At 74.5% G+C, this 24559-nt stretch carries 15 protein-coding genes and 1 pseudogene; 3 read left to right on the top strand and 13 right to left on the bottom strand.

All coding sequences use genetic code 11. The annotated features are described in order from the left end of the window. The 5 genes from ACFPM7_RS25510 to ACFPM7_RS25490 all read right to left on the bottom strand — a co-directional run. On the bottom strand, positions 1-613 hold a 613-nt coding region (locus ACFPM7_RS25510; protein ID WP_378250309.1), incomplete at its 3' end, for a PTS transporter subunit EIIC. A gap of 121 nt (positions 614-734) precedes the next feature. Beyond that, positions 735-1670, bottom strand: coding sequence for a 1-phosphofructokinase (gene pfkB, locus ACFPM7_RS25505; protein WP_378250308.1), 936 nt, complete (start codon positions 1668-1670; stop codon positions 735-737). Positions 1671-1834: 164 nt separating this feature from the next. Next, complete coding sequence (locus tag ACFPM7_RS25500) at positions 1835-2491, bottom strand: PAS domain-containing protein (protein WP_378250311.1); 657 nt, start codon at positions 2489-2491, stop codon at positions 1835-1837. Between the two features lie 407 nt (positions 2492-2898). Beyond that, complete coding sequence (locus ACFPM7_RS25495; protein WP_378250307.1) at positions 2899-5742, bottom strand: helix-turn-helix transcriptional regulator; 2844 nt, start codon at positions 5740-5742, stop codon at positions 2899-2901. 125 nt (positions 5743-5867) lie between these two features. Beyond that, positions 5868-8345: an AAA family ATPase gene (locus ACFPM7_RS25490; protein WP_378250306.1), complete on the bottom strand. Its 2478-nt coding sequence runs from the start codon at positions 8343-8345 to the stop codon at positions 5868-5870. A gap of 318 nt (positions 8346-8663) precedes the next feature. On the opposite strand from ACFPM7_RS25490, the gene ACFPM7_RS25485 reads away from it, so the two are divergent. Beyond that, positions 8664-9296, top strand: a complete 633-nt coding sequence (locus tag ACFPM7_RS25485; RefSeq protein WP_378250305.1) for a DUF742 domain-containing protein — start codon at positions 8664-8666, stop codon at positions 9294-9296. 9 nt (positions 9297-9305) lie between these two features. Here ACFPM7_RS25485 and ACFPM7_RS25480 read toward each other — a convergent pair whose 3' ends face one another. Next, positions 9306-11903 (bottom strand): AAA family ATPase, encoded by a 2598-nt coding sequence (locus ACFPM7_RS25480; protein WP_378250304.1) that lies wholly within the window; start codon positions 11901-11903, stop codon positions 9306-9308. 143 nt (positions 11904-12046) lie between these two features. Between ACFPM7_RS25480 and ACFPM7_RS25475 the strand changes: the two genes are divergently transcribed. Both ACFPM7_RS25475 and ACFPM7_RS25470 read left to right on the top strand, forming a co-directional pair. Next, positions 12047-12805 (top strand): thioesterase II family protein, encoded by a 759-nt coding sequence (locus ACFPM7_RS25475; RefSeq protein ID WP_378250303.1) that lies wholly within the window; start codon positions 12047-12049, stop codon positions 12803-12805. A gap of 7 nt (positions 12806-12812) precedes the next feature. Next, the gene (locus ACFPM7_RS25470; RefSeq protein WP_378250302.1) at positions 12813-13574 is read left to right on the top strand and encodes a DeoR/GlpR family DNA-binding transcription regulator; all 762 of its coding nucleotides are present in this window, start codon (positions 12813-12815) and stop codon (positions 13572-13574) included. 4 nt (positions 13575-13578) lie between these two features. Here the strand turns inward: ACFPM7_RS25470 and ACFPM7_RS25465 are convergent, their stop codons facing one another. The 7 genes and pseudogenes from ACFPM7_RS25465 to ACFPM7_RS25435 form a co-directional block, all read right to left on the bottom strand. After that, on the bottom strand, positions 13579-14400 hold the full coding sequence (locus ACFPM7_RS25465) for a Scr1 family TA system antitoxin-like transcriptional regulator (protein WP_378250301.1): 822 nt from the start codon (positions 14398-14400) through the stop codon (positions 13579-13581). Continuing rightward, entirely contained in the window at positions 14397-15191 is a 795-nt protein-coding gene (locus ACFPM7_RS25460) for a Scr1 family TA system antitoxin-like transcriptional regulator (RefSeq protein WP_378250300.1), read from the bottom strand. Before ACFPM7_RS25460 ends, ACFPM7_RS25465 begins: the two co-directional genes overlap by 4 nt. After that, positions 15094-15534: a hypothetical protein gene (locus tag ACFPM7_RS25455; RefSeq protein WP_378250299.1), complete on the bottom strand. Its 441-nt coding sequence runs from the start codon at positions 15532-15534 to the stop codon at positions 15094-15096. The genes ACFPM7_RS25460 and ACFPM7_RS25455 overlap by 98 nt, the downstream gene beginning before the upstream one ends. Continuing rightward, positions 15531-15692 (bottom strand): hypothetical protein, encoded by a 162-nt coding sequence (locus ACFPM7_RS25450; protein WP_378250298.1) that lies wholly within the window; start codon positions 15690-15692, stop codon positions 15531-15533. The genes ACFPM7_RS25455 and ACFPM7_RS25450 overlap by 4 nt, the downstream gene beginning before the upstream one ends. An 81-nt stretch (positions 15693-15773) precedes the next feature. Further along, the gene (locus ACFPM7_RS25445) at positions 15774-16970 is read right to left on the bottom strand and encodes a helix-turn-helix domain-containing protein (RefSeq protein WP_378250297.1); all 1197 of its coding nucleotides are present in this window, start codon (positions 16968-16970) and stop codon (positions 15774-15776) included. A gap of 198 nt (positions 16971-17168) precedes the next feature. Beyond that, complete coding sequence (locus tag ACFPM7_RS25440; RefSeq protein WP_378250295.1) at positions 17169-18398, bottom strand: helix-turn-helix domain-containing protein; 1230 nt, start codon at positions 18396-18398, stop codon at positions 17169-17171. A 159-nt stretch (positions 18399-18557) separates the two neighbouring features. Next, positions 18558-24542 (bottom strand): annotated as a pseudogene (locus ACFPM7_RS25435) (type I polyketide synthase); the annotation flags it as partial. Positions 24543-24559: the final 17 nt, after the last annotated feature.

The raw sequence follows: 24559 nt of genomic DNA, 5'->3' as shown, positions 1-24559 counted from the left end.
ACAGCACCTTCGCCGGCTCGACGATGACCGACACCAGCGGCAGCAGGTGCGCGTCGACCAGCCACTGCACGCCGTTGCCGAGCGCCTTGGTGATGCCCTCGACCACCGGGCCGATGGAGAACAGGCCCGCGACGGCCAGCACACCGCCGATGATGCCCGCGCTGAAGTTGTCCACCAGCATCTTGAAGCCGGGCGCGACCTTGTGGCCGACCTTCTCGTCCCACAGCTTGATGAGGAAGCCGCCCAGCGGGCCCATCAGCATCGCGCCGAGGAACATCGGGATCTCGGCGCCGACCACGACACCCATGGTGGCGATGGCGCCGACCACGGCGCCGCGCTGCCCGTGCACGATCCGGCCGCCGGTGTAGCCGATCAGCACCGGGAGCAGGTAGGTGATCATCGGGCCGACTAGCTCGGCGATGTCCTCGTTGGGAATCCACCCCGTGGGGATGAACATCGCGGTGATGAGGCCCCACGCGATGAACGCGCCGATGTTGGGCATCACCATGCCGGCCAGGTGCCCCCCGAAGCGCTGCACACCCACCCGGATGCGCTGGCCCCTGGAGGTTTCCGCGGTCTCGCCGCGGGCTTCTCTGCTGTCGTTGGTCGTCATAGAACTACTTCCCGCCACTGTTGGACTTTCGGGGGAACACTGCCGTCGCAGCGCGACGGCTGTCGCCCGGGAGACCCGGGGTCCATTCCGGACCGCGGCCCCGGCACGCTGGGCTGGCCGGTCACGACTGCACGCGCCGTGTCCGGTCGATGTCCGGGTGCAGCACCACCCGGTGTGCGCTCACGTCCTCGGGGCCGGGCATCGTGCTGCCCGGCAGGGACACCGACGCCGCCCCCCAGGCGACGCCCGCGGCCAGCGCGGCGGGACCGGCCCCGCCCGCGGACAGGAAGCCCGCGAGCATCGCGTCTCCCGCGCCGACCGTGCTCTTCGGCTCGGCCTTGGCCTCGGCGTGCCAGACGCCGTCGGCCGAGACCAGGACGGCGCCGTCGGCGCCGAGGCTGGCCAGCACCGCGCCCGCACCCCGCTGCCGCAGCTCCTGGGCGGCGTCCACGGCGTCGCCGAGGGTGCCCAGCGGCCTGCCGACGGCCTCGCTCAGCTCGTCCACATTGGGCTTGACCAGCGACGGTCCCGCCTTCAGGGCGGCGATCAGCGCTGGGCCGCTGGTGTCGACGGCGATGCGGGCGTTCGTCGGGCGGATCTGGGCGACGAGGTCGGCGTAGAAGCCGTCGTGCACCCCCGGCGGCAGGCTTCCCGCGATGACGACCCAGGTCACGTCGGCGACGTGCGTGCGGATCGCCTCGCACAGCGCCTCGATCTCCGGTCCGCCCAGGTGGGCGCCCTTCTCGTTGAGCTTGGTGACCGTGGCGTCGGGTTCGACCACGGTGATGTTGGAGCGGACCGGGCCGAGGACCGGCACCCGCACCACGTCGATGCTGTACTCGGTGAGCAGGGCGATCAGCTGGTCGCCTTCCGCGCCGCCTGCCGGGACGACCGCGCGGGCCTTGAACCCGTTGCGCACCAGCGCTCTGGCGACGTTGATGCCCTTGCCGCCCGGGTGGACGAGGACGTCCGACGCGCGGTGCAACGACCCCCTGGTCAGCCGCTCCACCTCGACCGTGCGGTCGACGCTGGGATTGGCCGTAACCGTCAAGAACACAGCGATACCTCCGCCGAACACCTGTGGCTGTGACCCCCGGCACCCGCCGTTGGCTTTGCGTGACATTAGGTGTGTTCGTGTTGGAAATCTAGCCTTCACAGCAGGGCACTAGGAGTTTCCCTACCAAACCAACATGCGGCGGATCGCCGGCTGAGCCGGTTGGCCTACTTGACGAAGTCCGGGAGCACCCGGGGAGGCCACGAGCCGACGCCGAAGATGCCCATCGAGTACGCCTTGGACACCAGCGCCGGGCGGTTCTTGACCTTGAGCTTCCGCAGCAGCGTCGTGACGTGGTACTCCACGCCGCCGCGGCTGAGGTAGAGAGTGGCGGCGAGCTGCACGGTGGACACGCCCGCGGCAACGCCCTCCAGGATGCGGGCGTCCATCTCGGTCAGCAGCTTCTGCCTGCCGGTCGCCAGGCAGCCGCCGCGGTCGGACTTGTCCGGACGGATCAGCACCATCAGACACTCGACCGGACCAGCCTCGCCGTGCACAGCGAACCCGGTCAGCTCACCGGAGAGCGCGGTGTCGCCGGGGCGCAGCGCCACCACCCGCTCGGCGAAGCGGGGCCGCTGGTTCTCGGCCAGCCGGGAGAGCTGACCGGAGAGCTTGTCACGCACGCTCGGGTGCAGCAGGTCGGTGAAGTCGACGCCGTAGACCTCAGCGGGCGAGCGGCCGAACTGACGGAAGAAGTCGGCGTTGGCCTCGACGATGCGCAGCGAGCGGTCCAGCTGGGCCACACACATCCCGGAGCGCTCGAAGAACGAGCGGAATACCCCGCGGCCAGCGTCGGACCGCGCGAGAGGAGTCGTTTCCGACATCACTTCGACCGTTGCGTCCGCCATGCTGAGCGTCATGGGAACAACACCTCTCTCTCCGCGGTGAGACAAAGACCCGACGGGGAGAACCCCGGGGTTACCAGCAGATGAATCAGGGAAATGCTGGTTGTTACATCGTATGCACGGCAACCCACCCAAATCAACAGAACCTCAAGCGATCGGACTTAATCCCGTGGTGGTCGGAGATCGCGGTTCGGTCCGGTGCGGTGTGGGCCACACCACTGGTTCGGTACCTGCACACCAGCGGCACAGCATGGTTACAGGGGCTTTGACCAGGGTTTATGATGAGATGCGTCACCAACTCGACTAGCCCACGGACATCAGGCTAGGCCATCTGGAGCACTACGCGCCGGTACGGACCTGCGGGCTCGCCGATGTTGGTTCGGTCATCATCGGGCAGCGTCGTCCTCGTCCGGAGCCAGTGCCTTCCACTGCTCGACCAGCGCGGCGCGGTTCGGAACTCCGAGTTTCCGGTAGGTGCCGGTGAGGCTTTTCTCCACCGCCCTGCGGGTGATCCCGAGTGAATCGGCGATCCGCTGATTCGTCCACCCGCGCACCACGAGCGCGACCACGTTCTGTTCGGCTTTCGTCAGTTCCGCGATTCCACCGGAATCGATCACCAGGACCGGGCCCGCCCATTCCCCGTCGCGGTCTCCCGCCGCCCAGGACGCGCCGCACTCGGCGATCAGCCGGTCGGACTCGGCCAGCACGACGATCGACTCGGGGTCCCCCGCGCGAGCCAGGGCGCGGCCCAGGAGCAGCAGCGCGCGCGAGAGTTCGACCCTGTCCTCGCCGCGGCGCAGCGACTCGACGGCGGCCCGCAGCGCGCTGAGCGCCTCGTCCCCCTCGCCGAGCATGCCGCGCAGCCGCAACGCGCGGCCCACCACCGCGGGAGTGCCCCACGCGACCGCGGCGGCGTGCTCGCGCTCGGCGAGGGCCAGCGCGGCGTCGACGTCGCCGAGGCGCTTGTGCAGCACGGCCGCGTGCACGCGCCAGCCCACGACGGCCGGGTTCGCCCAGCCGTAGCGCACGGCGCGGTCGCCGCAGACGAGGAACTTGTCCAGAGCGGCGACGTGGTCGCCGCGCCCCACGTCGAGCAGCGCCCGCGCGGTCAGCGAGGCCAGCGCGACGCGCGGGTCGGGGGCGTCGAGGTCGTGGCGCAGCACCCGGTGGGCGAGGTCGGTGTCGTTGGTCTGCACCGCGATGCCCGCCAAGACCATGCGCGCGCTGATGGCCGCGGCGGGCCACACGCTGCCCGCGACGTCCAGCGCGCTGGCGGCCAGCGTCCGTGCCTTGCCGATCGCGCCCGTCCCGGCCGCGACCACCGCCCGCGCCGCGTTGACCACCGCCCGCTGGCCCACCGAGTCGTGGCGCTGCGCGGCGCGTCCCCAGCGCTCCAGCCACGGCTCGGCCGTCGACGCCGCGCCCGCGGCCACCACGGCCGTCACCACGACGGGGAAAGCCGTGTGCGCGTGGGTGACGGCGGGTTCCTCGCGCGCGAGCAGCGCGCGGCCGAGGCCGGCGACCTCGGCGGCGGGCAGCCCCGCCGAGACGGCAGCCGCGTGCGCGAGCACCGCCAGCAGCTCCCGGCCGCCCGCGCTGTCCAGCGGTTGCTCGTCGAAGCCGCGCAGCCGGGCGACGGCGTCGGCGAGCGGGACCGGGTCGTGGTCGTCCAGCGCACGCCCGCGTGCCTCCAGCCGCAGCACCATCTCCGGGTACCCGGAGACCAGCACGGGGTCGGGGCCGCTCGCGCCCGCGCGCAGCAGCGCCGACACCGACGGGCTGCGCATGGTCAGCGGGAACGGCACGGCGAGCAGCGCGCCCGCGTGGTCAGGGCCGGTCGGCAGGTCCGGCAGCGCCTGGGCGATGTGCCCGATGGCCGCGACCGGGTCGACGCCACGCTCGGCCACGGCGAGGTCGACCAGCAGCCGGGCCCGGTCGGGGCCGTCGGCCGGGCCCGCGAGCAGCGCTCGGCGCAGGTAGCGCACCGCCCGGTCGGCAGCGCCCTCGGCCGCGGCCTCCTCCGCGGCCGAGCGGAGCTGGTCGGTCTCCCAGTGCTGGTAGCCGCTGGTGACCATGAGCAGCTGGTCGGCGACCTCCCCGGCGGAGCGGCCCGCGTCGTGCAGGGCGAGCGCGGCCTGGCGGTGCAGCCGGTCGCGCTCCTCCACCGGGGTGCTCGTCTCGACCGCGACGCGCACCCCGCCGCGCACCAGCCGCGGCGGCTCGACCGAGGCCAGCAGGCCGAGCCGGTCGAGGGCGAGCAGCGCGTGCTTGTAGTCCAGCAGGTCGAGCCCGGCGACCTCGGTCACCAGCTCGGGGTCGGCGGCCTCGCCGAGCACCACGATCGCGCGGGCGACACCGATCACGGCGGCGGGCTGGTTGTCCAAGTAGTACAGCCTGCGGGCGAGCAGCAGTCCGTGGCTGTCCGCGCGGACGGTCTCCGCCGCGTCCGCCACCAGGGCCAGGCCCCGCCCGCGCAGCCCGTGCAGCACCGACATCAGCGCGGCCGGGTTGCCCGCCGTCACCTCGTGCAGCGCCGCCGAGAACGCCGGGTCCACCGGGCAGGCGGGCTCGGGCGGCTCGGCGTACTTCGCCACGACCACGGCGTGCGTTCCGGCCGGGGTCAGCACCGCCGCGGGCACCAGGTGCGCCGCCGAGGTCGTGACCTCCTCGACCAGCGCGGGCTCGGCGACGGAGTAGCCGTCGGCGACGGTGGCGACGACCAGCACCCGACTGCCCGCCACCCGGCGCGCCAGGTAGGCGAGCCAACGCAGCGACGGCCGGTCCGTCCACTGGAGATCGTCCACCGCGATCAGCACCGGCCGGTCGGCGGCGAGCGCGGCGACGAGGGCGTGCAGGCCCGGCAGCGCGGCGTCGGCGGCACGTGCCAGGCCCGCGGGGCCAGGGGCGTCCACCAGCAGCGGGCGCACCAGCGCGGCGGCCCCGCCGGAGAACCAGCGCTCGCGCTCGGCGTCGGTCGCCGCGGCCACGAGCGGGCGGAACAGCTGCTGCACGACGCCGAAGTCGAAGTCGCGCTCGGCCTGCGTCGCGTCGGCGCGCAGCACGCGCACGGTCCGGTCCCCGCGCTCGGCCAGCTCGGCGACCGCGCCGAGCAGCGCGGAGCGGCCCGCTCCCGGCGAGCCGGTGATGACCAGCAGGCCGCCGCGCCCGCCCGCGGCGGCCTCCAGCGCGGCGCGGGCGGCGGACAGGGCGGCGTCGCGTTCGACCAGCACCGTCACCACCCCCGCTCGGGAGTCCAGCGGGCGGCGTCGCGCCGCCCTCCCCGGTACACGCGCGCGGGTGCGGAAACGGTTCGCGCCGGGGGCCGATCGGCGCCCGGGGGTGCGGCGCCCACGGGTCAGCGCTCCCGGTCGACGGCGCCGCGGATGGCGGCGAGCCTGCGCCGCACCGTCGCGGGCGGCACCCCGAGCAGCCCGGAGATCTCCGCCGCGGTGCGCCCGGTCGCGGCGAGCACGGCGATGCGCTGGTCCGCTGTGGACAGCACGTGGCCCGCCCCGCTCAGCTCACCGGCCTCGGTGGCGTGCGAGGCCCAGTGCGCGGCTTGGGCCAGTGCGCTCGGCGCGCCCCACCGGGCGGCCCGGTTGAGCGCCTCGGCGGTCAGCACGTCGGCCGCGTCGGGCTCGCCGCGCGCGGCGAGCCCGACGGCGGCCAGCGAGCGCCACGGCGAGAGCGCCGGGTTCAGCCAGCCGCGCGCGGTCAGCACCCGGCCGCACGCCTCCGCCCACCGCAGGGCGGTCGCCGGGTCGCCGCCCGCCAGCGCGATCTCACCGCGCGCCGAGAGCAGCAGCCCCCAGGCCGCGCCCTGGTCGGCGCCCGCGGGCTGGGGCGCGGTGACGGCGCGCTCGGCCTCGTCCAGCTCGCCGCCCGCCAGGCTCAGCAGCCCGGACAGGGCGGCGAGCAGCGGCACCGCGCGCGGGTGCCAGGCGCTCACGGGCAGTCGCGCGGTGGCCGCGGCCAGGTCCTCGCGGGCTTGGGCGACGTTGCCCCTGCGGTGCTCGCACCACGCGCGCTGCACCAGTGCGGCGGCCCCGGCGGCGGGGATGCCCCGGCGGCCCGCCTCGGCGATGACCGCGTCGAGGCCGAGGACCGCGTCGGTGATCTCGTCGGCGTGCAGCAGCGCGCGGCAGGCGTGCACGCGCGGGCCGAACGGGCGTGGGCCCGGCGCCGTCTCGGCCAGCGCGGCCCTCGCCAGCGCGCGGGCCTGCGCCAGGTGCCCGCCGCGCAGCGTCAGCGCCCACGCGGCCACCCCGGAACGGGCCACATCGGACGGCTGCGGCGCAAGACCGGCGTCCGGGTGCGGGAAGAGGGGGGCGGGGTGCGGCACGCAGTCGTTCTCCGCCAGCCAGCCGATCGCGGCCAGTGCCGCGTCCCCGGTGCCGCGCGCACACGCGGTGGCGATCACCCGGCGGGCGGTGGCCGCGTCGCCGCGCACCTGCAGCAGGTCCGCGGCGCTCACGGCGGGCCCGCTGCCCGGGTCGGCGTCCAGCACGGCCTGGCGCAGCCTGCGGTCGGCGGCGTGCGGGTTGGTCACGACCTCGATGGAAGCCAGCTCGACCAGCAGCCGCACCCGCTTGGCCCGCGACACCGGCTCGCGCAGGGCGCGGGCGAGCATCGCGGTGGCGGCGACGTGGTCGCCGAGGTGCCTGCGGCGGGCGGCGACCCTGGCCAGCAGCGCGACGGGCCACTCGGCGCCGACCGGCGGCGCGGCGACCAGCAGCGCGGCGAGCTGGTCGTCGGGGATGGCCGCGCGCCTGCCCAGCTCGACGGCGCGGCGCAGCAGGTCCTGCTTGCGCGCGGCGGGCATGCCCGCCAGCGCCGCGGCGCGCACGCGCGGGCCCGCGGGGCGCGGGTCCTCCGGTGCGGCGATCAGGTCGGCGTGCGCGAGCAGGGCGAACAGGGGTGCGGTGTGGTGGGTCTCGACCAGGGAGGCGGCCAGCTCGGGGCCCAGCTGCTCGCCGCAGAGCAGCAGCGCGCGCAGCAGGTCGGTCGCGGCGGGGGGCAGCGCGGCCAGCACGGCGGCGGCCCGGTCGTCCAGGGCGGCGGCGGCGCGGTCCTCGGCGATCGGGGCGTGCTCGGCGACCGGGGACAGCGCGGCGTCGGCGAAGTGGCTCAGCACCGCGCCCAGCACGGCGGGGCGGCCGCCGGTGGCGGCGGTCGCGGCGCTGACGAACCCACCGTCGACCGGGCCCTCGTAGTGGTGGCCGATGACCTCGCGGACGGCGCGCTCGCGCAGCGGGCGCAGCCTGAGCACCCGCGCGGCGGCGGGCTCGGGGTGGGTGCCGGTCGCGGTGGTGGACTGCACGAGCAGCAGCGGGGCCTGGCCCGCCCGTCGGCCCATCGCGGTGAGCCAGGAGCGCGACAGCGCGTCGGCCCACTGCGCGTCGTCGACGGCGATGACCAGGGGGTGGGTGCGGGCGGCGGCCAGGAACTCCGCGCACAGCGCGGCCACGGCGGGCTCCCCGCCGCCGGTGAGCGTCCACAGCGCCGCACCCGGCGGGACGAGGCCGGTGGCGAGCTGGTGCACGACGCCGAAGGGCAGGTCGGACTCGCTGGGCGTGCACCGCGCGATGGCGACCCGCAGGCCGACGGCGGTCGCGCCGTCGACCAGGGCGTCGATGATCGCGCTGCGGCCGACGCCGTGCCTGCCCGCGAGGGTGACCATGCCGAGCCCGGGTCTGCGGCCCCGGCGCAGGTCGCCGACGGCCTTGGCGAGCAGTTCCAGCTCGTCGTCGCGGTCGACCAGCAGGACGGGGGCCGACCTGGCCCAGCGCCGGTCGGCGCCGGGGGTCGGGGGCGTCGGGGCGGCTACCGGCACCGGGCGACCGCCTCAGGTGCGCGCGATCTCACGCCGTGCCGTCCTCCGGACGCCTCGTCCATCGCCATCCCCGAATCGCCCCTGTGACCTGCGCCACGGGCGGCAGTGTAGTCACGGTCATGTGGGTTCTCAACCGAACTCGCGTGGGATTTCGTCCGTATGTGCGCGTGTTGGCGGAAGAACCCACAATGGCCCAACGCCCTTCCGGGGTCTTGCGGGGCACACTAGAACTAGGGAAACCCCCTGAATGGGCGTGGCACCATGCGCCGATCGCGGAGCACCCTGTCGGGGGACGGCCAACGGGACAGAGCTGAGCAGATGAAGCGCCCTAGACACGCGTCGAAAGCGACCTATCACCCGCAAGCCTTCGGTGGTTGGGGTGATTACCAGACGTGGGCGGACAATGACTTTCTGCCAAAGCCGCTGGAGCCCGAAGACACCGAGACCGACCTCGAGACCGACCCCGAGCCGGACCTCGAACCCGAGCCCGAGGAGCCCACCGCCGCTTCCGAGGCCTCCGCCGAGTCCCCCGACTTCGACGCCGAGGACCCCGCCCCCGCGAGCACCTACGCCGACCCCCCGACGCTGCCCGACGCCTTCGGCTGGGGCGAGGAGGAGCGCGCGCCCAAGGCCCGCCCCTACGTGCGCACCGGCGGACGCACCCGGGCCGCCCACGACCTGCGCCTGGAGACCCTGCTGTCGGTGGTCGCCTTGGCCCTGCCCCCCACCGACCCGACCCAGCGCACGATGCGCGAGCTGTGCCGCTCCCCCATCTCCGTCGCCGAGATCGCCGCCCGCCTCGGCGTGCCGCTCGGCGTCGCCCGGATCTTGATCAGCGACGCGATCACCGCGCACAGCCTCCTGGTCCACGAGCCCGCGATCGGCCGCGACGGCGAACCCCCGATGGACCTGCTGCACCGCGTCGTCTCGGGGCTGCGCAACCTGCGCTGACCCCGGCGCTCAGGCGCGGTCCTGCTCGGCGACCGCGTCCGGCAGGGCGGCGCGGCCGGGGACGGACAGCTTGCGGTACAGGCTGGTCAGGTGGGTCTCGACCGTGCGGAGGGTGATCAGCAGGCGCTCGGAGATCTCCCGGTTGGTCGCACCGGCAGCGGCCAGCTCGGCGACCCTGCGCTCGGCGGTGGTCAGGATGTCGCGGGCGTCGGGGGCGCCGTGGCGGCGACCGCCCGCGGCCACCAGTCGGGTGCGGGCGGCGTCGGCGAGGGCGCGGTAGCCGCAGCGGGTGGCGCGCTCGGCGGCGGCGCGGAAGCTGCGGCGGGCCGAGACGCGGTCGTCGGCGCGCAGGTGGGCTTCGGCCAGTGCCACTTCCGCGCGGGTGAGCCACCAGTCCGCCGACGCTCCGGTGAGGACGGTGACGGCGTCGGCCAGCGCGTCCACGGGTGGGGGCGTGTCGGCGGCCGAGGCGGCGAATCCCCGGGCAAGCAGGGCGAGGCCCGCGCCGGTCGGGGTCGACCAGCGCGCCGCCCGCTCCGCCAGGTCGGCGGCGGCGCGCGGCTTGCCGGACTCGGCCAGCAGCCGGGTGGCGTCGACCCACCACGGCGCGACGACCGGGTTGGCCACCCCCAGCTCCGCGAGCAGGCCCTCGCAGCTCAGCAGGTGCCCCAGCGCGGCGGCCGGGTCGGCGCGCTCGGCCGCGGCGGCGCGCACGAGCAGGGCGAGCGGCCTGCCGAGCACCGGCACGTCCGGGCCGGTCTCGGGCAGGGCCCGCACGGCGGCGTCGAGGTCGCCCGCGCGGTGCAGGGCGGTGGCCAGGGCGACGCGGGCGGTGTCGACCGAGCCCAGCGCCTCGACCGCGCACTCGGCGTCGGCGACAGCGGCCCCGGCGTCGCCGGCGTCGGCGAGGACGAGCGCGCGCAGCATCCCCGCCAGCGCCCTGGTCCAGCCGCTCGGGCGAGTGCCGACCAGCACCCTGTCGAGCCCGGCGAGCGCGGCGGGGACATCACCGGCGACGGCCAGCGCGTAGGCCGCCGCCGCGTGCGGCCAGCCGATCGGGCCGGGCTCGGCCAGGGCGGTGCGGGCGTGCTCGGCGCACGGGGCCGCCGGGCGCGCGGCGAGCATGTCGGTGAAGGCGCGCAGCGCCAGCAGCTCCCGCTCGGCCGGGGTGTCCCCGGCGGGGACCGGCCCGTCGGCGGCGATCGGCGGCCGGGTCCAGCCCGCGGCGAGGCGGGCGGCCGAGGCGCGGACCCGCAGGTCGCGGTCGGCTCCGGTGGGCCGGGGGCCGATCGCGGCGTCGAGGTGGGCGACGGCGTCGTCGAGCGCGGCCAGCGCGCTCGGCGCCGCCGCGGCGGCGGGGGTCAGGAAGGCCAGCTCGACGGCGAGCACGGCGCGGTCGCGCGGCGCGGTGGTGCGGTCCAGGCCGGTGGAGAGCATGCGGTGGGCGGTGAGCGGGTCCGCGTCGCCGACGGCGCGCGCGTACTCCACGAGGGTGCGCGGGTCGGCCGGGGCGGCGACGAGGACGTGGTCGAGGTAGCGGCCCGCGCGCCCGCGGTCGGCGGTGTCGCGGGCGGCGGCGCGCAGGGTGGAACGCATCCAGGGCTCGCTGGCGGGCAGCTCCAGCAGGTGCGGGGCGATCTCGGTGGGCGGGCGGCCCGCGTCGGCGAGCAGCCGGGCGGCCCTGGCGTGCCACCAGCGCCTGCGGCCGGGCGGCAGGTCGTCCAGCAGGGCGCGGCGCAGCTCGCCAATGTCGGCCGCGCCGAGCACGCCTTCGGCGCACAGCGTCTCGAAGACCTCGTCCACCACCGAGCGGGAGACGCCCGCCAGCATGGCGACGCTCTCCGGGTTGACCCGCCCGAGCACGGCGACCGCCTCGGCGACCGTCCTGGCCTCGCCGGGGTTCGGGCCGATGCGGCGCGGCAGCAGCTCGGCGAGCACCGCGGTGCCCGCGGCGGCGACAGCGGGGGCCTGTGCGGCCGTCGGGGGCAGCCCGGCGAGCCGGTCGATGATCATCCGCAGGGCCAGCGGATTGCCGCCGCTGGCCCGCGCGCACGCGGCGGTGAACCCCGGCTCGGGGGGCGTGCGCCAGCCGCGGCGCACCAGCACGGCGACCTCGTCGGCGGTGAACGGACGCAGCGTCAGCGGGTTGCAGCGCGGCGCGACCACACCCCAGCCGCCCGCGCCGTGCCCCGTCGCGCGGACCGCGGCGACGACGAGCAGCCGCTGTCCTCTGCGGACGAGCAGGTCCAGGGTCTCCACCGATCCGGGGTCGCACCACTGGGCGTCGTCGACGAGCAGGACGAGCGGCGCGGCGGCCGTCAGGTCGGCCACGTGGGCGCGGAAGCGCTGCGACGGCGGGACACCGGGCCGGTCGGGGGCGTCGGGGAGCAGCTCGGCGATGGCCGGGGCGCGGTCGTGTTCGGCGCGGACGACCCGGCGCACGGGGAGGTCGGCGGCGGCGGCGCAGGCGTCGAGCAGGGCCGTCTTGCCGGTGCCGAGCCCGCCGCGCACGACGATCATCGCGGTGCCGCCCGCGCGGGCGGTCGCGAGCCCGGACCGCAGCGCGTCCAGCTCGGCGTCTCGGCCGACGAGTCCGCTGTGCGCCATATGGCTCCCTGCCCCGCGGTCGGCCCGAACCCCGTTGTGCGGACCGGGCGTACCCGCACGCTACCTCTCCGCGCCCGGACGGCTCCGCGCCGCTCAGGAGAACTAGTGAATCCCTGGTGCCGTGACCGGTTTACTCACCGGTTGTGAGCGCTACCACCTCTGTCGCGAGCGCATCGACCGCCTGGCTGCGCCGCTACCACCCCGGCCCCGAGCGGCCGGTGCGCCTGGTCTGCTTCCCGCACGCGGGCGGCTCGGCGAGCTTCTTCCACCCGGCTTCGGCGCGCTTCGCCGACACCGCCGAGGTCCTGGCGGTGCAGTACCCCGGCAGGCAGGACCGCCGCCGCGAGCCCTGCATCGATGACATCGCCGTGCTCGCCGACCGCCTCGCCGCCGTGCTGCGCCCGCTGCCGAGCAAGCCGACGGTGTATTTCGGACACAGCATGGGCGCCGTCCTGGCCTTCGAGACCGCCTGGCGCCTCGGCGACGTCGGCCACCTGATCGCCTCGGGCAGGCGGGCCCCGTCGACCGTCCGCTCGGAGTCGGTGCACCGCCTGGACGACGACGGCGTGATCGCCGAGCTGAAACTCCTCAACGGCACCTCGACGGCCGTCCTGTCCGACGACGAGATCCTGCGCATGGCCCTGCCCGCCATCCGCGGCGACTACCGGGCCATCGAGACCTACACCTGCCCGCCCGAACGCGCCGTCTCCTGCCCCATCACGGTCCTGACGGGCGACTCCGACCCGAAGACCACCGAGGAGGAGGCCCGAGCCTGGTCTCGGCACACCGACTCCACCTGCACCGTCCGCGTCTTCCCCGGCGGCCACTTCTTCCTCACCGAGCACCTCCCCGAGGTCAACACCGAGATCGCCGCCGCCCTGCGCGCCCTCGGCGCCCCCTAGCGCGACCATGTACGCCGAGGAACGCCAACAGGTCATCCTGGAACGAGCCCGCTCCCGGGGCCGCGTCGACGTGGCGGCCCTGGCGGAGTCCTTCGCGGTGACCGCGGAGACCATCCGCCGCGACCTCACCGTGCTGGAGCGCCACGGGGTCCTGCGGCGGGTCCACGGCGGGGCGATCCCGGTGGAGCGGCTGGGGTTCGAGCCCGCGGTGTCGGCCCGGGAGGTCATCATGACCTCGGAGAAGGAGCGGATAGCGAAGGCGGCGCTGGCCGAGCTTCCCGCCGAGGGCTCGATCCTGCTGGACGCGGGGACCACCACGGGGCAGCTGGCGGATCTGCTGCCGATGGACCGGGATCTGACCGTTGTCACTCATTCGGTGAACCTGGCGATGCAGCTGACGAATCGGCCCAACCTGACGGTGATGCTGGTCGGGGGGCGGCTGCGGAGCCGCACCCTGGCGTCGGTGGACGCTTGGGCGTTGCAGGCTCTGAAGGATGTCCATGTCGAGGTGGCGTTCATGGCCACGAACGGACTGTCGCCCGATCGGGGGCTGACGACGCCGGACATGGCCGAGGCCCAGGTGAAGCGGGCGGCGATCGCGTCGTCGCGGCGGTGTGTGCTGCTGTGTGATCACACGAAGGTGGGGATCGACCACTTCGCGCGGTTCGCGGACCTGTCGGAGATCGACACGCTGATCACGGACACGGGGATGGATTCGGTGGTGGCGGCGGAGCTGGCGGCGGCCGGCCCTCGGGTGGTCCAGGTCTGATCCGTTATAGGGAAGCGACGAAGCGCGAGAGCCGGTGCTGGGTCTCGGCGGTGGAGCAGGCGGCCTGGTGCAGGTGGGTGGCTTGTCTTTCGTAGGGGGATGTCTCGGGGGCGTGCAGGTAGACGCTGGAGTCCTGTAGTTCGATGTGGACGATCGCGGGGTCCTGCGGGAATCTCATCAGGGTCCAGCCGTGACTGAGGGTGCTCAGGACCGTTCCCGCTCGGACGAGGCGCACCCGCACGCCGCTGTCGGTCAGGCGCAGGATCTGCTCTTTGAGTGCTGCCGGCCCGCCGAAGGGGGTCCGCAGCGCGAACTCGTGGATGTAGAGCGTGTGGTCTGCGGTGTGCGCTTGTTCCTGGCGTCGTGCGCGGGCGCTCCACCGGCGTTCGGCCTCGGCGGCCGGGATGCCGGCGGCGGCCATCGACGCGATCGCGTAGGCCGGTGTGTGCAGCAGGGCGGGAACCGTGGTGGGAGCCCAACTGGTCAGGTCGCGGACGCCGACTTCCTGGCTGGCCGCGCTGGTGTCGGGGAGGACGCCGGGGAGAGGTCGAAGCCACTGTCCGGCGGTTCGGCCGCAGTCGCGGACCGCGTTGACCAGTTCCGTTCGGTCGGCTGCCGGCACGCCGTAGATCGTGAGCAGCGTCGCGGCGTCCTCGACGGTGATGTGCCGTTTCCCGTTCTCGACCCTGCTCAGGGTCGCCTCGGAGAGCTGGGCGGCCTTTGCCGCCGCGTCGAGCAGGAGTGTGGTCCGGTTGAGCCGGATGAACCGAAGCTGCGCGCCGATCATGCGGTCCCGGGCATGCGGGTGTCTGCGTTCACCGCTCATGTCTTGCCCCCTTCGTGTCCATGCGATGCGCGTGTCGCGGCTATCAGTTCTTGTGACCGGCGCTCGTCCAGCGCCGTCTCCGCAAGGTCATCCAGGGCGTTCTCGTAGGGTCGGAGATCGACTTCAGCGGTGAAGTAGTGCGCGATCGCCAGGGATTCCTGGCACGCGACCGTCCAACTCTCCGATCGGTACACCCGAAAGTTGCCGTGCGTCGCGACGGGCGTGCCTGCGTCTGCCGAGACCACGCGAACTGAGGCGTTGGGTCGGCGGCTGAGGTCCTCCAGGCGCGACAACGGGCAGCGGGTCCGCTGCTCGGACATCCTGGCGAGCAAGTGTTGATCTACGAACAGGCGAAGTGCGACTGTCGACCGATCGCTCGCGACGAGACCTGGGCAATCTCTGGACGCCACAGCGGACATGGCGTAGACGTCGATGGCCGTCGCTTGTGTCGCCAGCGCCAGGGCCAGTTCGCCATCGCGGACCTGACGCCCGCAAGCTCCTGCGCTCTCGCTGTCCCCACGAGTGCGCGCGCGAGCGGATCGACCGATGGCCAAGGCTTCGGTCAGAACGGGTATCCGGTGGGACGCGCCGAGGTGCGTCAACGTCACTTCGAGAGCGGCCTGACTTGGCAGTGACTTGCCAAGCATCATCTGGGTCACCGAAGCGCGGCTCACTCCCAGCCTCGCCCCCAAGTCAGCGTGCCGGACGCGGGCGCGCGCACACCAGAGTTCCAACTCGAACCGAAGAAACCGCCGCGCCGCCACCGGGTCGACGTTCAAAGCGCGAGACATAACCTTCCCCACCATTTGTGCCAACCGTCGTCCACAGGCCGTGACACAGCCGCCACCCAGTGGCCAGTCGAGGCGAGAGCCGGTCGTCCGGTGCGGGCAGCTCAGCCAACGCGTGGACCATGTTCAAGACGGTGCCGTGCCGCTTCCACGTGATCTCATCACCACGCGCCCGGATCGCCTCGCACTCGTCCGGGCCGGAGAGCCGCAGGCCGTCCCACCAGTCGCTCGGCGGGGAGAAGCGGGCACCGAGACCTCGGGCGATGTCACCGTTGTCATCGCGCGGATAGTCGAAGGCCCACCCCTGCCGGGCCAGCTCCCGCAGCGCGCCAATGCTTTCGTTCATCGGCCGCGCCTCGGCGGCTTGCCGCTGTAGAGGCGCATGAACGCGATCGCGACCCGCTCCTGCTTGCGCGCGATGCGGCGGTCCTGCCACCAGCCCAGCCACACGTGGAACACCGCATACGCGGCGAGGGTGCCCAGCACCCACAGCGCTGATCCCATAGTCGGTCACCTCCTGCACGGAAGTGACGCTAGGAGTGCGCGCATCTGGCGCGTTGCCAGCTTGACAACACGGGCGCTACATCACCCGGTCGGGGCTATTCCCATGCGCCACGCCAGCCCGCGCAGGTCGCGCGCGGCCCCGGACGGGGCGCCACCGCCGAGCAGGTTCACCACCGCCTCGCGGGCGTATCCGTTGTGCCGGACGTGCTGCGGAGCGACGCTCTCGGCGCGCAGCAGCGCAGCGAGCCCTTGCCCGCGGCGGTGGCGGTCGGCGAGCAGCGTGCGGCCGACGTCGACCCAGTACGACGCTTGCCGGTTGACCGAGATCCCAGCCAGGCCCGGGGCAGCCTGGTCGTGCACCCACGCGTGCTCACCGATCTCGGCTCCGATGGTGGCCCGCCAGATCGCCACATTGGTGCGGCCGAACAGCATCATCCCGGCGCCCGGCCACGGGCTGACGTCAGCATCCATCGCCGCCGCGACGGCCTCGGCCTCGGCGAGGTGGGTCGTCACCCGGTCGACGTCGCCGAGCACTGCCGAGGACAGCGCCGCGGTGAGGTGCAGCATCCCCACGGTCTCCGGGTGCGTCGCGGGTGCGCGGTCCAGCGCGCCGACGGCGAGCCGGTACTGCCGTTCTCGGTTCATCCCGCGGTGCCGCTGGACCCGGGACCACTCGGCGACGGCCAGCCACACCGGGTCATCGAGCTGCTCGGCGACCTGCCGGACCCGGTCGACGGCGAGCAGCGTTCCGCCGGGCGCGCCGAGGGCGAGCAGCAGTCCGCCGAGGTTGTCGTAGAGGCGCAGCAGCGCCAGCAACGCCGCGCGCCGCTGGGCGGGCACGGCCACAGCGGCGAGCAGGTCGAGCACCAACGCGGGCACCAGCTCGGCCTGGCCCGCCAGGTCGCCCCCCAACCGCAGTCGCTCCTGCCGATCAAGGTCGGCCTGCACGGCCGCCCACGGCCGCGACGGGGTCTCCGGCGACTCGCCGAGCCGCCATTCCAGCGCGTCGAGCAGCGTGCCGACCGCCGACCTCGCCGCCGCGGACTGCTCATCGCTGGGCGGGTAGGGCTTGCCTACCAACTCCGCTGGGTCCACCCGCAGCGCGGCGGCCAGTGCCTCCAGCGTGGCCCGCTTGGTGACCGGTCTGAGGCCCCGCTCAATACGGGACAGCTGACCAGGCGACATGCCCGCCAGTCCAGCCAGCACCCGGACACTGATCTTCCTCCACGAGCGGACCTCGCGAACGCGCCGCCCGATGCTTGAGTCGTCCAGATTCACGGGACACCCTTCGCCGAGGGGACTTCGCCGTGGTGCCCGTCGGTCAAACCGGGGCCGCGGCTCACCTCGGCGAAGGCGTACCGGATTCCAGGTTAGATGACCGGCGTCGGATGGCGCAGTCTGTCTCTGACCGTAACGTGGAACGGTGTTCTGCGGTCACATCTCGGGTGGGGAGGTTCCAGACCCCACTCGATCGGGCTACGCAGCCATGACTCCTACTGCGTTGGCGAGCGCGCGCACGTCCTGCCGCAGTCCGGACGGCGGCGTGTCCACCAAGTCGAGCAGCATCTCCCGGGCGAACCCGTTGTAGCGGATCGTCTCGGGGGCCGTGCGGTGTGAGCGGTCCAGCAAGGCCCACACCGCGTGCCGTTCACCGCGCTGGTGGTGTGCGCGGGCGATCTCGATGAGGTGCCGGGCTCGACGCGGCACGGACGCGATGAGGTCCGGGTCAACGCGGTCGGCTGCCCGTAGTGCCTCGCCGGCGCGACGCAGCTCGACGTCGAGGGTTGTCGCGTGGGCGGCCATCACCGCCGTGGAGAACGAGGACTGGACATGCCGGTAGTCGTCGCCGAGACGGCGCGCGATGGCGTCGGCGCGTTCCAGGTGAGCCCACGCCTCGCCATGACTGCCGCGCCGGGCATGTACAAGAGCGATCTCAGCTTCGAGCGCCCCACACATTCCCCGCCAGTCCGGCGGCGCATCGTCGTTCAGGCTGCTTTCGAGGTTCCGGGCCGCGTCCGTGGCGAGCGCGATGGCCTCATCCCAGCGCCCGGCATCTCGAAGCGCTCCCACCATCGCCCAGCAGCCGGCGGCAATCGCGTACGGGTCATCGGCCTCCTGGCCCTCGGTGATGGCGCGGTCCGCGACCAGCCAGACGAGTTCAGGCGCGGGCTGATAGGCGACATAGAAGTCGGTGAGGCAGTAGACGCCGGAGAGGACGCGGCGGGAATCGCGTCGATCAGCCGGTTCGGCATGGGTTCGTACGGCGCGCTGCGCATCCCGGATGAGGGAGGGGAGAAGATTGCCCAGTTGCGTTCGGTGGTCCGGCGATGAGTGCCGGACCTGCCACGCGCTGCGGAGACGAGAACGGAGATGAGCGCTGCTCGGAGGCGGCGCGCTCGGCGCTATCCGATAGTCGGTCAGCGCGGCGCGCACCTCGGCGAGAGCAGCGTGCTGGGCACCCGCGAACACGGCCACGGGGACAGCGTGTCCGTTGCCGGCGAGGTCGGCCAGGTCTTCAAGCCGCAACGCGGACGCGATCCTGAGCAGGACCGGGAGGCGCGGCGTCTGGATGCGGCCGGACTCGACGGCCTTGACCCACTCCGCGGACTTGCCGACCAGGCCGCCGAGGACTGGCCTCGTCATGCCGATGCGCTCGCGGTGTCGTTTGATCCGCTGTCCGACGGTCAGGTGGGGATGCGCGTCCATGCCCGCTTGGGTCCCTTCGCCGAGGGGGCTTCGCCGAGCGGCCCCGGCGGCCGACCGGGAACCTGTGCACCTCGGCGAAGGTGTACCAAGTTCCAGGCTAGATGACTGGCGTCGGATGGCGCAGCCTGTCCCGCGACCGTCACAGGAGGGAGCAGGACCTCACCCCAGCCCTGCCATCCACCCCTTGATCACCTCAGCGGTCCCCTCCACCTCACCCTCCAGAATCGTGAAGTGGTTCCCCACCACATCCGCGACCGCGGTGGCCGTCTCCCAGCGAGACCGCCAGTCCGTCCCCACCTGCCCCTCAGACAACGGCTCCGTAGCCCGGAGCAACAACGTCGGAACCCCAGTCGCGGAAGGCCGCCACGACTCCAACAACGTGAAGCAGTGGGCCATGGCCGTCAGCCCATCACTCCCCGGAACGGCGAACGCGCTGTTCCGCTCCCCCAGCCCACCCAGCAGCGCCCCACCCGAGGAGTCGATGAACTCCGCGTCCATCAGGTAGGTGTCCGCCAACACCACGCCGGCGGGCGCGCTCCCCCGCGCCACCAGCTCTTCGGCCACCGCGTGCGCCAGCAGCCCGCCGGTGGACGAGCCCAACAACACCGTCCGCCCGGCCTCCTGGGCGACCGCGTCGGCCACGACCGACACCAGGGCCTCCCGGGAAGCGGGCACCGGCTCCCCCTCCCCGAATCCGGGGATCGGCACCGCGAGCACGGAGCTGTGCCCCCGGAACCGCGCGGCCAGCCGCGCGTACTGCTGCACCCCGGCCAGCGCCACCAGGGCAGGCACGCACACCACCCGCAGCTCCCCCGCACCGGAGGCCAGCCGCACCGGGCGCGGCGCGGCGACGTCCTCGCTGGAGCGGTACACCGGTCGCAGGGCGGCAGCGGCGCGGAGGAAGGCCATCCCGGCGTCGGCGTTCCCCTCGGCCTGCGCCTTCTGGAAGACCGCCGTGACCGTGTCCTCAGTAGACACCACAGCGGCGGCAGGGGTCTCCCTGGCGAGTTCGCGCTCCAGCCGGGCGACCAGCTCGGGAACGGTCGGGTGCTCGAAGACGACACCGGCAGGCAGCGCGACCCCGGTGGCCGCCTGGAGGCGGTTGCGCAGGTCCATCGCCGTCAGCGAGTCGAAGCCGAGGTCGGGGAGGTGGGCGTCGATCGGGATCGCGGTGGCGTCGGGGTGGCCGAGGGCGGCGGCGACGCGGTCGCGCACGAGGGCGGGGAGTTGGTCGGGGGTGAGGTCGTTCTCGGGGCGGGTGGCGCGGGTGGTGCGGCGGGGTGGGATCAAGGAGCGCAGGAACGGTGGGGGGTCGCCCGCGGCGCGCAGGGCGGCGATGTCCAGGCGGACGGGGGCCAGGGTCGGGGAACCGTCGGCCAGGGCGGCGTCGAGCAGGGTCAGGCCGTGGGGGGCGGTGAGGGGGATGACGCCACCCGCGGCGAGTCGGCGCAGGTCGGTGTCGGTCAGGTGGGCGGCCATGGCGCTGCCCGCGTCCGGGGCCCAGGTGCCCCAGGCCAGAGAGGTGGCGGGCAGGCCGTGGGCGTGCCGGAGGCGGGCGAGAGCGTCGAGGTAGGTGTTGGCGGCGGCGTAGTTGGCCTGGCCGGGGGTGCCCGCGAGGCCTGCGAAGGAGGAGAACAGGACGAAGGCGGAGAGGTCGTGGTCGCGGGTGAGTTCGTGCAGGTGCCAGGCGGCGTTGGCCTTCGGGGCGAAGACCGTGGCGACGCGGTCCTCGGTGAGGGAGGTCAGGACGCCGTCGTCCAGGACGCCCGCGGTGTGGACCACGGCCGTCAGGCGGTGCTCGGCCAGCAGTGCCGCCAGTGCGTCGCGGTCGGCGACGTCGCAGGCGGCCACGGTGACCTGGGCGCCCGCGGCTTCCAGGTCGGCGACCAGGGCCGGGGCGCCGTCGGCGGTGAGGCCGCGCCTGCCGACGAGCAGCAGGGACCGCACGCCGTGTTCGGTGACGAGGTGGCGGGCGACCAGCGAGCCGAGCCCGCCGGTGCCGCCGGTGATCAGGACGGTTCCGTCCCCGGCCCAGGGCCGGGGCTCGGGCAGCGGCCTGCGAACGAGCCTGCCGAGCGCGGCGGCGCCCTCGCGGAGGACGACCTGCCCCTCCCCCGCCAGTGCCGTGCGCACGAGGATGTCAGGCAGGGCGGCGGCGTCGGCTGCGACATCGGCGACATCGGCCACCAGGACCCGGCCGGGGTGTTCGGCCTGCGCGGTGCGGGCCAGGCCCCAGGCCGCGGCGGCGGCGAGGTCGGGCCGGTCGGCGGTCGCGCCTCGGGTGACGACGGCGACGCGGGTCGCGGAGAGGCGCGGGTCGCTCAGGCAGCGCTGGAGGTCGGTGAGCAGGCCGGCGACGACGGCCGCCGGGTCGCCGGTCGGGACCGGCAGCAGGGCGACGTCCGGCGGGCGCGGGAGGTCGGCCAGGGCGGCCGGGTCGGCGACGATGTCGGCGACGACACCCGTGGTGTGGAAGGCGGCGGCGAGGTCGGCGTCGCCGACGACCGCCCAGGCCACCGGCGCGGTCCGCGCGGCCTCGGGCAGCGGCGCGGACCACTCCCACCCGTACAGCGAGCGGGCGGTGGCCGCGGTGTCGGCGGCGGCGGGAGCGGCGGGGCGCAGGGCGATCTCGTCGACCCGCAGCACCGGCACGCCGTCGGCGGTGGTGGCGGCCAGGGACAGCTCGCGGTCGCCGACCGGGGTCAGCCGGACCCGCAGGGCGCTCGCGCCCGCCGCGCCGACGGTGGCGCCGGTCCAGGCGAACGGCAGGTGGGGCCGGTCGTCGGCCAGGTCGGTGAGGCCGATGGCGTGCAGGGCGGCGTCGAGCAGGGCCGGGTGCAGCCGGTAGGCGTCGGCTCCGTCCTTGGCGGGCAGCTCGACCTCGGCGAACACCTCGCCGTCGCGGGTCCAGGCGGCGGTCAGGCCCTGGAAGGCCGGGCCGTAGCCGAAGCCCGCCGCGGCCAGGCGCGCGTAGTGATCGTCCAGCGGCACGGCGGTCGCGCCCTCGGGCGGCCACGGGAAGCCGGCCAGCTCGTCGGGCTCCTGGACGAGGAAGCCGGTGGCGTGCTGGGTCCACGGCGCGTCCGGGTCGGCGTCCTCGCGTCGGGAGTGGACGGTCAGCGGCCTGCTGCCGTCGGCGTCCTCGGCGCGCACCGACACCCGCAGCCGCAGCGCGCTGTCCGGGGCGGCGGCCAGCGGGGTGTGCACGGTCAGCTCGGCGACCTTCGCGCAGCCGACCTCCTCGCCCGCCCGCACCGCCAGCTCCAGGAACCCGGTGCCGGGGAACAGGACCGTGCCGCCGAAGGCGTGGTCGGCCAGCCAGTCCGGCGAGCCTGGAGCCAGCCGGGCGCTGAGCACGACCTCGTCGCCCGGCAGCCGCACGACCGCGCCCACCAGCGGGTGGCCGGGCTGGTCCAACCCGGCCGAGGACACGTCGGCCGTCGCCTGGAAGGCGTTGCGCGGCCACAGCCGGTGCCGCTGGAAGGCGTAGGTGGGCAGGTCGAGGGCCCGCGCGCCGGAGTCGGCGAAGTAGCGCTCCCAGTCGACAGCCACCCCGGCGGCGAACGCCTCGCCGACGGCCGCGGCGAAGCGGCGCGGCCCGCCGTCGCCCTGGCGCAGCGTGGTGAGCACCCGTCCGGCGACGCCGTGCTCCTCCAGCGTCTCCTGCAGCCCGATGGCCAGCACCGGCTGGGCGCTGACCTCCAGGAACACCCGGTGGCCCGCGTCGGCGAGCGCGGCGACGCCGTCGGCGAAGCGGACGGGCTCGGCGAGGTTGCGGTACCAGTGCTCGGCGTCGAGTTCGGCGCCGCTGAGCCGCGTGCCCTCGGTGGTGGAGAAGAACGGCACCGCGGCCTCGCGCGCGGCGGTGTCCGCGAGCGCGGCGACCAGCCGCTCGCGCAGGCGCGCGACGTCCGGGGAGTGCGAGGCGAAGTCGACGCCCGGCAGCTGCCAGCGCATGACCCGCGCGCCCGCGAGCACCTTCTCGAACCGGCTGACCGCCTCCGGCGCGCCGGAGACGGTGACGGTGCGGGGCCCGTTGACCGCGCCGACGTGGACCTCCTCGGCGAGCCCGCTCTCGGCGAGCAGTTCCCGCACGCGCTCCTCGGCGGCCATGACGGTCAGCATCCGCCCGTGCCCGGAGAGGACCTCGCCGATCAGGGCGCTGCGCACGGCGACGACGCGGGCGGCGTCCTCCAGGGTCAGCGCGCCCGCGACGCAGGCGGCGGCGACCTCGCCCTGGGAGTGCCCGATGACGGCGGCGGGTTCGACGCCGGAGTCGCGCCACAGCCCGGCGAGGGCGACCATCACCGCGAACAGCGCGGGCTGCACGACGTCGACCCGGTCCAGCGGCGGTGTGCCGGGCAGGCCGCGCAGCACGTCGGCCACCGAGAAGTCCAGGTGCGTGGAGAGCGCCTTGTCGCACTCGGCGACGCGGTCGGCGAAGGCGGGCACGGTGTCGAGCAGTTCGGCGGCCATGCCCGCCCACTGCCCGCCTTGCCCGGGGAAGACGAACACGGGCCGGGCGCTCGCCCCCGTCGCGGCGACGTCCTCGCCGTCGGCGATGGCCGCGAGTCCGGCGCGGAAGTCCTCGGCCGCCGAGCCCGCGACCGCGGCGCGGTACTCGAACGCCGAGCGCGTGGTCGCCAGCGAGAAGGCGACATCCACCGCCGGCGAGTCCACAACGGACAGCAGTCGGCGGGCTTGGTCGCGCAGGGCGGCGGGGGTGCGCCCGCTGAGCACCCACGGCACGTCGCGACCGGTCGCGCGATCCGGGGCGCGCTGCTCGGGCTCGGCTGGGACCTGCTCCAGCACGACGTGCGCGTTGGTCCCGCTGACGCCGAAGGACGACACCGCGGCGCGCCGGGGCCGGCCGACGGCGGGCCACGGCTCGGCCGCGTCCAGCAGCCGCACCGCGCCCGCGGTCCAGTCGACCTTGCCGCTGGGCGCGTCCACGTGCAGTGTCTGGGGCAGGCTGCCGTGCCGCATGGCCTGGATCATCTTGATGACCCCGGCGACCCCGGCCGCGGCCTGCGTGTGGCCCAGGTTGGACTTGATCGACCCGAGCCGCAGCGGCTCGTCGCGGCCCTGCCCGTAGGTGGCCAGCAGCGCCTGGGCCTCGATCGGGTCGCCGAGGACGGTGCCGGTGCCGTGCGCCTCCACGGCGTCGACGTCGGCCGGGGTGAGCCCGGCGTCGGCGAGCGCGGCGCGGATGACCCGCTGCTGCGATGGCCCGTTGGGGGCGGTGAGGCCGTTGGACGCGCCGTCCTGGTTGACCGCGGAGCCGCGCAGCACGGCCAGCACGCGGTGGCCGTTGCGCTCGGCGTCGGAGAGCCGCTCCAGCACCAGCCACCCGACGCCCTCGGACCAGCCGAGCCCGTCGGCCTGCTCGGCGAAGGCCTTGCAGCGCCCGTCGCCGGCGAGCGCGCCCTGGGCGCCGTACTCGGTGAAGGCCGACGGCAGCACCATCACCGCGACGCCGCCTGCCAGCGCCAGCGAGCACTCGTCGCGGCGCAGCGCCTGCGCGGCCAGGTGCATGGTGACCAGCGACGACGAGCAGGCCGTGTCGACGGTGACCGCCGGGCCCTCCAGGCCGAGGGTGTAGGACACGCGGCCGGAGGCGATGCTGCCCGCGCTGCCGTTGCCCTGGTAGCCGGCGTAGTCGCCGTCGGAGGTCTGCAGCACGATCCCGTAGTCGCCGTACATGACGCCGACGTAGACGCCTGTTCGGCTGCCGCGCAGCGACGCCGGGACGATCCGCGCGTGCTCGAAGGCCTCCCACGCGGTCTCCAGCAGCAGCCGCTGCTGCGGGTCGGTGGCCAGCGCCTCGCGCGGGTTCATGCCGAAGAACGCCGGGTCGAAGTCGGCGGCGTCGTGCAGGAACCCGCCCTGGCGGGGCAGCCCGCCACCGCCGTGCAGCAGCTCGACCGGCCAGCCCCGGTTGTCGGGGAAGCCGGAGATGGCGTCGCCGCCGCCGTCGACCAGCCGCCACAGGTCGTCGGCCGAGGTGACGCCGCCGGGGTAGCGGCAGCTCATGCCGACGACGGCGATCGGCTCGGCGGACCGCGACCGCTCCTCGGCCAAGCGCTGCCGAGTCCTGTGCAGGTCGGCGGTCACCTTCTTGAGGTAGTCGAGCAGCTTGTCCTCGTTCATCGCGGCCCTCG

The sequence above is a fragment of the Actinokineospora guangxiensis genome (assembly GCF_042657845.1).
GTDB classification, from domain to species: Bacteria; Actinomycetota; Actinomycetes; order Mycobacteriales; family Pseudonocardiaceae; genus Actinokineospora; species Actinokineospora guangxiensis.
The sequence above is the reverse complement of the archived record's forward strand: the minus strand, read 5'-3'. Positions and strand labels throughout refer to the sequence as shown.

Bases quoted from the DNA above. Each gene is read 5' to 3' on its own strand.
- ACFPM7_RS25500 (WP_378250311.1), bottom strand. From the start codon at position 2,491: ATGTCGGAAACGACTCCTCTCGCGCGGTCCGACGCTGGCCGCGGGGTA.
- ACFPM7_RS25485 (WP_378250305.1), top strand. From the start codon at position 8,664: ATGAAGCGCCCTAGACACGCGTCGAAAGCGACCTATCACCCGCAAGCC.
- ACFPM7_RS25480 (WP_378250304.1), bottom strand. From the start codon at position 11,903: ATGGCGCACAGCGGACTCGTCGGCCGAGACGCCGAGCTGGACGCGCTG.
- ACFPM7_RS25470 (WP_378250302.1), top strand. From the start codon at position 12,813: ATGTACGCCGAGGAACGCCAACAGGTCATCCTGGAACGAGCCCGCTCC.
- ACFPM7_RS25465 (WP_378250301.1), bottom strand. From the start codon at position 14,400: ATGAGCGGTGAACGCAGACACCCGCATGCCCGGGACCGCATGATCGGC.
- ACFPM7_RS25460 (WP_378250300.1), bottom strand. From the start codon at position 15,191: ATGTCTCGCGCTTTGAACGTCGACCCGGTGGCGGCGCGGCGGTTTCTT.
- ACFPM7_RS25455 (WP_378250299.1), bottom strand. From the start codon at position 15,534: ATGAACGAAAGCATTGGCGCGCTGCGGGAGCTGGCCCGGCAGGGGTGG.
- ACFPM7_RS25450 (WP_378250298.1), bottom strand. From the start codon at position 15,692: ATGGGATCAGCGCTGTGGGTGCTGGGCACCCTCGCCGCGTATGCGGTG.
- ACFPM7_RS25440 (WP_378250295.1), bottom strand. From the start codon at position 18,398: ATGGACGCGCATCCCCACCTGACCGTCGGACAGCGGATCAAACGACAC.